At 41.5% G+C, this 10,861-nt stretch carries 10 protein-coding genes; 4 read left to right on the top strand and 6 right to left on the bottom strand.

Annotated features, from left to right (window positions below):
- The 4 genes from QNK26_RS06320 to tviB all read left to right on the top strand — a co-directional run.
- Nucleotides 1–398: OmpP1/FadL family transporter (locus QNK26_RS06320; RefSeq protein WP_319221611.1), on the top strand; the 398-nt coding region annotated here is incomplete at its 5' end.
- A gap of 115 nt (nucleotides 399–513) precedes the next feature.
- Entirely contained in the window at nucleotides 514–1,806 is a 1,293-nt protein-coding gene (locus tag QNK26_RS06315) for an OmpP1/FadL family transporter (protein WP_319221610.1), read from the top strand.
- A 341-nt stretch (nucleotides 1,807–2,147) separates the two neighbouring features.
- On the top strand, nucleotides 2,148–3,557 hold the full coding sequence (locus tag QNK26_RS06310) for an OmpP1/FadL family transporter (protein ID WP_319221608.1): 1,410 nt from the start codon (nucleotides 2,148–2,150) through the stop codon (nucleotides 3,555–3,557).
- Nucleotides 3,558–3,769: 212 nt separating this feature from the next.
- Nucleotides 3,770–5,050: a Vi polysaccharide biosynthesis UDP-N-acetylglucosamine C-6 dehydrogenase TviB gene (gene tviB, locus QNK26_RS06305; protein ID WP_319221607.1), complete on the top strand. Its 1,281-nt coding sequence runs from the start codon at nucleotides 3,770–3,772 to the stop codon at nucleotides 5,048–5,050.
- Nucleotides 5,051–5,057: 7 nt separating this feature from the next.
- Here tviB and QNK26_RS06300 read toward each other — a convergent pair whose 3' ends face one another.
- The 6 genes from QNK26_RS06300 to QNK26_RS06275 form a co-directional block, all read right to left on the bottom strand.
- Entirely contained in the window at nucleotides 5,058–5,639 is a 582-nt protein-coding gene (locus QNK26_RS06300) for a histidine phosphatase family protein (protein ID WP_319221605.1), read from the bottom strand.
- Nucleotides 5,640–5,641: 2 nt separating this feature from the next.
- Complete coding sequence (locus QNK26_RS06295; protein ID WP_319221604.1) at nucleotides 5,642–6,847, bottom strand: glycosyltransferase family 4 protein; 1,206 nt, start codon at nucleotides 6,845–6,847, stop codon at nucleotides 5,642–5,644.
- A complete protein-coding gene (locus QNK26_RS06290; protein WP_319221603.1) occupies nucleotides 6,840–8,069 on the bottom strand; it encodes a glycosyltransferase family 4 protein in 1,230 nt (409 codons plus the stop codon). Before QNK26_RS06290 ends, QNK26_RS06295 begins: the two co-directional genes overlap by 8 nt.
- 44 nt (nucleotides 8,070–8,113) lie before the next feature.
- On the bottom strand, nucleotides 8,114–8,875 hold the full coding sequence (locus QNK26_RS06285; protein ID WP_319221602.1) for a hypothetical protein: 762 nt from the start codon (nucleotides 8,873–8,875) through the stop codon (nucleotides 8,114–8,116).
- The gene (locus QNK26_RS06280; RefSeq protein WP_319221600.1) at nucleotides 8,868–10,043 is read right to left on the bottom strand and encodes a glycosyltransferase family protein; all 1,176 of its coding nucleotides are present in this window, start codon (nucleotides 10,041–10,043) and stop codon (nucleotides 8,868–8,870) included. Before QNK26_RS06280 ends, QNK26_RS06285 begins: the two co-directional genes overlap by 8 nt.
- A 50-nt stretch (nucleotides 10,044–10,093) precedes the next feature.
- The coding region (locus QNK26_RS06275) for a glycosyltransferase family protein (protein WP_319221599.1) at nucleotides 10,094–10,861 on the bottom strand (768 nt) is incomplete at its 5' end.

The raw sequence follows: 10,861 nt of genomic DNA, 5'->3' as shown, positions 1-10,861 counted from the left end.
GCAAATTTGAAGAACTTAGAGCAACAAGTTCATCTTGCCTAGCTGGAGAGTGTTTCTTAAAAGAAGAAAGCTTTGATGACAATATGCGTTATTCAATTGGTGCAGAGTACACGATAGATAAAGTTATATTACGTGCTGGTTTTGCTCTAGATGAATCAGCTGGCAAAACAACGCTGAGTATCCCAGAGTCAGACCGCCTCTGGTATACCGCTGGTGCAACTTACAATGTAAGTAACAACTTAAGTTTTGATGTGGCTGTTGCTTATATCGATGTTGAATCAGTTGAGTTTACAGAAACGACTAAACCTGCTGGTAGCAAAAACCCAGATATTCAATACGGCTTTAAATCTTCTGGTGATGAAATCATTGCTTCAGCTCAAGCAAACTACCGTTTCTAAGAATACCTAATTAAGTTCTAGAAATAATAAAATACAGTAATAAAAATAGCGTCTTATGGCGCTATTTTTATTTTCGTCTAACCTTAAAATAAAACATTATTTTAAGGGAATAAATATGAGTAAAAGTCGTAGCCGTGACTCATCCACTGTCTACCTAAGCGCACTGCTTAGTTTCATATGTTATTACAGCCCTTTAATTAACGCAGCAGCCTACCAATCTTCAACAACCTCAGCAATTGAACTTGGCAATGCAGGTGCCGGTAGCGCAGCTGATACCAGTAACCTCGCTAATATCGCGGTAAACCCTGCCATATCCGCTGCATTTTCATATCCAAGTATCGCTATTACAACCACGTTTGTAACATCTGAACAAGACATTAATGGTGAATATTATTCAAATGGTGCAGCCGAGGCATTAGATAACAGCAGTATTGGCGATAATTACGTTGTACCATCGGCCTATTTCGCCTTTCCTATTAATGACAAATGGTCATTTGGCTTTGCCACTTTTTCCAATTATAACGTGCGTAATAATTATGATAGTGACTACCCCGTCGGTATTCTCACAGGCCAACGCTCTTTATTTACTTATGAAATCAATCCCAATGTGGCAGTCAAATTAACAGACAAATTTTATCTCGGCGCTGGGGTAAGTGCTATTTATGGTACCTACAAGATTGCGACCAATTACGGGGCTCAAAACCCAACCAATCCAACACAAATATATCAAGACTTTAATGGCTCGGGGCTCGGATTTCGATATGATATTGGTGTGTTATATAAACTAAATAAACACCATCAATTTGGTTTATCTTACCGTTCCGCAGCTGACATTGAAGCAGAAGGCGACTTCACCACCCTTGCTCGTAATAATGATCTCGAATTTCAAGATTCTACTACACTGTCGATGGCGGTACCCAGTGAGCTAACGCTATCAGGCGTCCACCAACTCGACCAGCGATTAGCAATACAGTATTCGTTTGCTTGGTATGACTGGCAGAATCTCGATGAAATTTCAGTCTCACACCCCGACTGCCCTGCTAACGCTGGATTTAATTTACCACAAGGACAATGCTTACTTGAATCGGTGAATGCGGAAGACAGCTGGAAATTTGCGTTTGCGGTAAGTTATAAATTAAACGATGTGATCTTGTTGCGCAGTGGCGCGTCAACCGAAAAATCAGCTGAAAGCGCAACCTTCTCGGTACCATTTGATAAAAAAACCAATTTCAGCGTTGGCTTATCCTATTATGCCAGTCGGACATTAAGCTTTGACATTGGCCTTACCTATGCCAAATACGAGACTACGCGAATTGAGGATAGCGTTGGACAAGATACTTTTGATGTGAGCGCTGAAGGTAATAGCAGCATGCTTGGCTTGCAACTTAATTACCAGTTAATAGAATAAATCCAACCATCCGCTAACACAATAAATTGAATTTATACTCTAATTCATTTATTCATAAAATAGGGTTGGCACTATTATCACTAAAACGCATTAGATTTAATTAATATCTGTAAACACTTGAAATAAAGCAATTAAGGAGATAGTAAACACCAACTTCAAACAGGCATTCCAATTTTAAAGCGACCATGACTAACACACCTCTTCTGATCACATAAACATCTCACTAATTCCCTATAATGACTCTCACCCAAGTTGCAAGCCCGTACCAATGCGCTTCGGGGAATCAGTAAACGACATGGATGTATTTGTATTACCTAATTTATATGAGACAGGGATGAGTCATGAAAAAAACCTATTTGTGCAAAAAAAATGCCATTACTAAATCGATAGTTAAAGCGATAATAACGGCAACAATTATAACCAGTGCGCAGGCAACTGCAGCCGGATTCCAAGTAAACGTACAATCAGCATCAGCATTGGGGAATGCCAACGCTGGTTTTGCCGCCAATACAGATAATGCAGCCGTGATCGCAACAAACCCAGCTGCTGCGGCATCATTTGACAAGTTTGCCTTTTCATTTGGTGGGGCGTATGTAGAGCCAACAGTTGAGACAACAGGTGAAAATGCCCCACTAGCACCTTATTACCAAGGTTTTAATAGCGCTTTTGGTAGCAGCTATAGTGCACCAAGTGAATCGGCTTACGATGTTGAAAATTCAGTAAACCCATCAACTATTCCTTCTGTCTACGCAGTGATCCCCGTAGGTAAAAAGCTTGCTATCGGTATAGCTGGATATACGAACTACGGTACCAACACCGAGTTTTCTGATGATTATGCTGCAGGTCTCGTTGGCGGTTCTACTCAATTAACCACATTCAACTTAAACCCGAGTCTAGCGGTTAAATTAGGCAGTAAAATACGCTTAGGTGTGGGTGCACAAATTGTTTACGGCTCAGCAGAACTTGAGCGAAACCTTGGTGATGCGGCTGCATTAGGCGCTATGAGTGGCATAGCAGCCTTTGCTCAAACAGGTGCTTCACCGGTTCAGATTGGTGGTGCTATCGCAGCAAATAATACCCACTTATCAGGGCAGGCAGCGGGGACTCAAGCTTTTATTATGGAAGGTGATGATATCGGTTTTGGTTGGAATGGCGGTGTTTTATTTGACCTGAGTGATAACCATAAAATTGGCGTGAGCTACCGCTCCGAAGTCGAACTCACATTTGAAGGGGAATACTCAAACTATCAAGGTGCAGATTTAACAGGCCAATTAGATTTATCATTACCGGCGATGGCTGAACTGGGTGGCTTCCACCGCTTTGGTAATGTAGCACTACAATACGGTGTAGTTTGGACTGAGTGGAGCAGTTTCAATGGCCTACAGGGGGTATCAGCTGAGAATAATGACGTGGTATTGTTCGAGAAAGGTTATAACTACGAAGATAATATCCGCTATTCTGCAGGCCTTTCATACTACTTAGGCAGCAAGGTGATATTACGTGCTGGTTATGCATTGGATGAAGCCGCTGGTGATACTACCATTAGTATTCCAGATTCAGAGCGTCAATGGTATACAGCAGGTCTAACATTCAACGTCACAAAAACACTTTCGCTCGATTTAGCCGCAGCTTACATTATAGGTGAAGAGACATCGTTTACTGAAACGGATAGCAATACAGGCTTAACGTATGCGTTTACCAATAAAGCCGAGGCGATTGTTGGTTCTGCACAAATGAATTTAGTTTTCTAAAACAACTCCTAGTTATAAAACAACTCCGAGTTTATAAAACAATTAATAGCTTATAACACGATTAATCATAGCTATTTGGCTCTTACTGCATAGTAAGAGCCAATGATTAAGAGCCACCAACACACCTCAAATAATGTGAAGATAAATCACAAAATCCATTCCACAATTGGTAAATACAAGCATTTATGACACAATGAGTTAGCACATAGTAAATGGATCTTAATTTGAAAAACTTAAATATTAGCGTCATTGGTCTTGGTTACGTAGGTTTACCGCTTGCTGTTGAGTTTGGGAAAAAATACCCAACATTAGGCTTCGATATTAACGCATCAAGAGTCTCTGAATTACAGGCTGGTCGTGATTCTACACTAGAATGTACACCAAAAGAGTTATCACAAGCCAGTCAACTCAGTTACACCAGCCAATTAGAAGATATCCAAGATTCTAATTTTTATGTTGTAACCGTGCCGACACCGGTTAATTTTGATAATGTACCGGATCTGACACCGCTAAGAAAAGCCTCTGAAACACTCAGCCAGGTTATCTCAAAAGGTGACATTGTTATCTTTGAGTCAACCGTCTATCCAGGGGCTACTGAAGAAGTATGCATTCCCATTATCGAAACAATGTCGGGGCTTAAATTTAACCAAGACTTCTTCGCAGGCTATAGCCCTGAGCGAATTAATCCAGGCGATAAAGTAAATAAACTGACCACCATAACTAAAATAACATCAGGTTCAACGCCCGAAATAGCCGATTATATTGATGCTGTCTACAATACGATTATCGATGCTGGCACATATAAAGCATCCTCAATCAAAGTCGCTGAAGCAGCAAAAGTGATTGAAAATACTCAACGTGATTTAAACATTGCGATTATTAATGAATTTGCCAAAATATTTAACAAATTGGATATCGATACCGAAGAAGTATTAAATGCAGCGGGCACTAAATGGAACTTCATGCCTTTTAAACCTGGGCTTGTTGGTGGGCACTGCATAAGTATTGACCCTTATTACTTAACGCACAAAGCCAAAGAGGTTGGGTACTTTCCAGAAGTTATCCTTGCAGGTCGTCGAATCAACGATGGCATGGGATCTTACGTCGCAACTGAAATGGTTAAAAAACTCGCTAGCCATAAGATCAATATTGATGAAGCAAAGATACTCGTCATGGGCTTTACATTTAAGGCCGATTGTCCTGATGTTCGAAATACTAAAATTATAGATATCATCAGTGAGTTAAACTGCTTTAATATTGATGTGGATATCTATGATCCATGGGCAAATGCACAAGAAGTAGAAGATGAATATTCAGTCAAGCTGGTTGATGAATTAAAACCAGCACACTACGACGGCATTATAGTTGCAGTTGACCACAGTGAATTCAAAAAGATGGGGATTAAAAAAGTCCGTGCACTTGGTAAAAGCAATCATGTTGTATACGACGTAAAGTATGTCTTTGCATTACAAGATTCTGATATCCGTTTGTAGTGTAATATTATAGGCCGATATTGAGCTCACCAATAGACCAGCGTCCACGATCAAAACAAAAGTGTTGAGCACAGTGATAATCCATTTTATGCTGTGCTTTAGCTAACATGTCCCAATTTGTGGCAAGCGCATAAATAGCACGAATAATACCTTTATGGCTGACACAACCAATGCGCTGTTCTAGGTTATTAATCTCCAGTAATGCCACCCAATCGCTAACCCGCTGTGCAACTAAACGTGGTGACTCTCCACCTTCGGGGCGTAAATCTAGCCCCAGCGCTTCTTGCTTAGCAATATTAACCGGATCTTGCTCTCTTAATTGCCTCAATGTTTTACCTTCCCAGCTACCCCAATTCATTTCAATCAAAGCAGCTTGTACCTGCGAATCAATGCCAAGTAACTCAGCAGTTTGTTGCGCTCTCAATAATGGACTGTGAAACCACTGCAGAGACAACAAACTTGCAGGCAATTGATAAGCAATGATTTGTTTCCTCCCTGCGTCATTCAAGGGAATATCCGTCCGACCTTGTAAGCGTTTTTCACTGTTCCATTGTGTTTGCCCATGACGAATAAAATACACGTGGATCATAACTACTCCAGTTTATTTGATATAGCATCTTGAATAATATGTTTAAGCTGCCGCGCACTTGCCGCGATAGAATGATGCTGAACAACGTAATGCTTTGCTGCTTGTTTCATGGCTTTTAACTGTGCTTTATTTGTCAGTAAACTATCAACCGTTACTGCCATTTCACTGGCACTGTATGCATCGACTAACACCCCGGTGACGTTATTTTTCACAATTGAACTGACGCCACCTTGATCACCAGCAACCACAGCAACACCAGCTTGCTGCGCTTCTAAGAAGATCATGCCAAGGGCTTCATTTATCGCCGGCCAAACAAGTAATTCGAAATGTGGTAACAGTTGCCGTATTCGGCTATTTTCCAGCGCCCCTGAAAATTTAACGTGCGCATGCTGAGCGAAGAGCGTTTTCACTTCAGCATGCATAACACCATCGCCAATAATCAATAACTGGTGAGGTTGTTGCAATAAATTAACGGCTAAACTTAACTGCTGAAAGGAGTCAAACTTATCGCCACTGCGCATCATCGCGATACTGATAAGCCAAGGTAAATGGATGTCTAATCCGTATTTATCTGCTAAATTTTGCCTCGTTAAATCATCTCGTATTAAATCAATTGTCGCAGCAACATTATGATTAACAAAGGGGTTATCAATAAAAGCATTGAAGGAAACAAGTGGGTTTCCCGACCTTGCCATCTTATTGGTACAGAAATCGGCATAGAAGTCGGTCAGCGCAATTTTATCCCTTGGGTTGATACACACCACTTTACTCGCTAGCCTTAAGCCGCTAGCCACTTGTTGGTGATAAAGCGCCCAAGGTCCATTGGCGCGTTTTTCTGCCCATGACGCTTCAGCGACAATGTAAGGAATATTGAGTGTTTGACAAATAATCGGACCAATTAAATCAGGCGCTTTGTAATACAAATGATAACTAAACCACGCCTGAGGGTTAAAACCTTGTTTCTGCCAGCGCCGTATTATCCTCATAGCCTCTTTTTTAGCAAGAGTAATAAGGCGCTGCTGGCGATGACTGTCGCCTACTTTATCAAAAGAGCGTAACTGACTAGCAAGTTCAACATGGTAACCGCCCTGCTCCAATGCTTGGATAAATAAACGCGCGATTTTTCGGTCGCCCGATGGGATCGGATGTAAGGGCGATTTAAGCGGCGCATAAAATGCGATACCTATTTTTGCGCTGCTATTAGTCAAGATTATCAAAAAGCTTTTCTAATTGGTCGATACCAATTTTGACATCAAAACGTCGATGAAGTTGCTTTTGCCCTTCAAGCCCTAAACGTTCACGTTTCTCACCATCTCGTAGTAACCCCTCTAATGCGCAAGCTAACTGGTCAACATTATTTGATTGCACCAATACGCCATTTTCACCACTATCAATAAGCTCAGGGATCCCAGAAATGTCAGTTGCTAAACAACACACAGATTGACTCTGTGCTTCCATTAGCACATTCGGCATACCATCTCTGTCACCATCAGCAACTATCTTGCTCGCTAGCACAAATAAATCACTGTCACGGTAGGCTTTAAGCACGGTTAATTGTGGCTGTGCCCCCAGCCACTCAATTTGCTGTTCAATACCTAAATCTTCCGCTTGTTGCTGCAGCCCCTCTAAGATAGCACCACCGCCAATATGGGTTAATTGCCAATGCAGATCCTTGGGCAACTTAGCTAGCGCATTGAGCAAATCATCATAACCTTTTTTCGGTACCGCTCGGCCGACACTGATAATTTTTACCGGGTTATCTGCGGCACTGCCATTCACGCTGGCACGAGATAGTCGATCAACATGTTGAAAGCGAGTAAAGTCTAAACCATGATAGACCAAGTGCACTTTACTTGGATCTTTGGCAAGAGATTGTAAATACTGATGGTTCGCCGCTGTGCAAGTAGATAACCATTGTAACTCAGCAAGCTTCTCGGCAAGGTCCCATTGTTCAGAAGTCCAGATATCTTTGGCGTGTGCAGAGCACGACCAAGGGAGATCATTAATTAATGCAGCATAGCGAGTGACTGACGCTGGAGTATGTAAAAAATGCGCATACATTTGCTCAATACCCTCTGGCATTTCTGCGGCTAATACTATGCTTTGACCAAAGCGACGAACGCGGCCACGGCTAGTATCACGTTTTAAATCACGGAAAAATTGCTTAAATACTTTAACCAGTGAGAATTGAGTGCCCAACTTCCAAAATGCTTTTAAAACCCGTAATGGTTCAACATGTAAGTATTCAGGTAAATACAATACATCTGCTTCAATTTGTTGATGAATAGGATGCGTGCTGGTATCTGTTGGATGGCGTAAGGACACTAATGTTATATCAAACCCACGCAATTCTAATGCGCGAATCTCTTGTGCTATAAATGTTTCAGATAGGCGTGGATAGCCTTTAAGTACTAATGCTATTTTCTTCACTACAGACCTTGAACCTTTGGGTTTCTAAATGTAATCGATCAGCGTTACGATACGTTGGTAAACTGATGAAGCTGCTGACCACTTAGCCATTCAACATTTTCTTGCTGTTGGCAAAATTGAAAAAACTGGCTGATGAACAACCACGAATTTAAGTCATGATCTAGATGGTGGGTCATGAAACCACAGGGCTTGATATTTCGATCTAAGCCTGCCAATCTTTGCTCACGCAAGTGAGATATTATCTTTGTTAAAATAGCGTCTTCCCCAGCAAAGCAACGCTGTTTCCAGTCAATGATATCAATATGAACATTGAGATTAAAATCGCTCTCAGCTTGCTTCTTAGAGCCTAATACGGATAACTGGGTATAATCCATCGCTGGTAATTGACTCGCAACCTCGTCAGCAATACGGTTCCAAGGCGGGACTAAAATATTCAGATATTGCTCACCAAAACGAGATTTTAGCAATTGCTGGCCTAGCGCTAACTTTTTGAGTAACGAAGGTATATCTTGCGAACCGCCTAATTCAATTTTACGTTGCCCTTCAAGAGCATAACTCCGATGGTCATAACCATGTTGGAGTACATAACAGTTCGCACTATGTTGCACTTTATTAATCACACTTAAGCTGGCTTGAAGTGACTCAGGGATCACGGCTAAATGCACTGGAATTTGAAATTGCGCAGCAAGCATGAGTAAGCGTTGCAATGCCCCCGAATTAGCCACAGCATCATCATCACGCCACCAAAACTGCACGGGAGACGACCACTGCTGTATTTCTTCAGCAAGCATTTGCCAATTAGACATCTACGATTCCTTGTTCTACTTGCACACTTCTTGGTGTTGCCCATTCAATAAGCAATCGAGCACTTTCTGTCGCGCCCTGACTATTAATATCAACCGATTCAGCTGCGCATGCGAGAGTATTATTAATGGCATTTTTTAACGTTTCAACATTCAAATCTTGGTACTTAACGAGTTGTAATACTTTACCCTGGGCTAATACTTCGCTTCGGGCTAATTGCTCAGTTTCGCCTTCACCTTCAAATGGTACAACTACTGCTGGCACCTTGGTCAACAATAGATCCATCACTGTATTATAACCTGCCATTGATATTGACACATAAGCATTTGATAATGTCTTCAAAAAATCATCAGCGAGGTCTACGACTTGTAAATTGTCTTGTTGTTGCGCTTTAAAATAAGCTTTATCTCCACTGTTCATATTCGGGCCGGTGACCAGTAACCAGTGTTTATCTGCAGCAAATCCCGTCTTAAATAGTGCGATAGCTGTATTCAAGACCTCCTTGCCAACACTACCACCACCGATAGAAACCACAATGGTATCTCGCCGACGATCATCAATATCATCAGGCAGCAATGGGCAAACATAACCGGAATAACTGACTTTATCAGCTATAACATCAGTAAATGGAAAGCTTTTTTCTAATGGATAAAATTTTTCATCACCATGTACTAATACATGTTGGTAATTAGCTTGCACTAGATCAACACATTCCTGTTCTCGCTTAATAGCACGTCGCTGTAAAATATCGCGAATAGAAGCAGTTAGAATCGGTGGATTAGGCTGTGATTTAACCCACTCAAGCAGCGGTAATAATTCAAAACGCATTTGTCTGCGTCCAAAAGGATACGTTTCGGTCACAATCAAGTCGGGCTGTATAGTATCGCACAGCGCTAATAACGCTTGTGTGCGCTGCTCTTTATCCTCATCCGAGAAGAGGCTATGATCCGCTTTAACTAAACCACTGAAGCCTGCATCAGCGCTTTTTACAGCGGTTAGTTGGTGCATAGTCGCGCTACCAAATGACATACTCGGAACTGGCATGCCACCAAAAATAACATCTACGTGGGCACCTTGTTCACATAATGCTTGGACAATCAGAGAAGAGCGACGGACATGTCCAATACCTAATAAATATTGCACATAAAACATAATACGCGGAACTGACATAGTCACGGATCCTTGCGGTAGATTAAAATAAAAAAGAAAAATATATCAGGTTAATCTAATACTAACTCACCAAATCGAGCAGTAACGAAATCTAAACCGTTAAGTAGGTTATCCAACTTATGTTTACTGGGTTTATCTTGTTGCGGTAATTTAAGAATACCCGCTACCATGGTTTCAGTGGGACGTACTGAAGACAAATCGAGCATAGATAACAAACCTATTTTAGATGCATTACGGGCTCGAATAAGCTGCTCTTCACGTGGCTGACAGCGTGGGATAATTAATGCTGGCTTATCAAATGACAGTATTTCACAAAATGTATTATAACCGCCCATCGCAATGACAGCCTCGGCCTCAAACATCAAATGTTCAAGGTGATTACTGAATGTGATCGCTTCCACATGCGGTAACAACTCAGCTCGGTGCAAGAATTCATTACGTTCTGTCGTTGGCATAAACGGACCTAGCACAAACAACGCAGGCATCAATGTTGAGCAGCTCTCATAAGCACGTAATACCCAATCAATCATCTCAATACCATCGCCGCCACCACCAGGAGTAACCAGAATATAAGGCTTATCAGGAAAATGAATCGAATCAGTATCGACTTGCAGTGGCACCTGCCTTGGTAAATAACCAGTAAACAAGGTCTTATCTATAACAACTTGCTTTATGTCTAAACCTTGTAGTGGATTCGATACTTCTGCAGGGCCGTATACCCAAAGCTCATCGTAGAGGTCCTCAAGCAATGGCATTACGTTCTTCTTCTGCCATTCTTTTTTTAATAATTCCGGGGAATCCATCACATCACGTAAACC

This window comes from Moritella sp. (assembly GCF_033791185.1).
Classification (GTDB): domain Bacteria; phylum Pseudomonadota; class Gammaproteobacteria; order Enterobacterales; family Moritellaceae; genus Moritella.
This window is presented reverse-complemented; position numbering and strand designations above follow the sequence as displayed.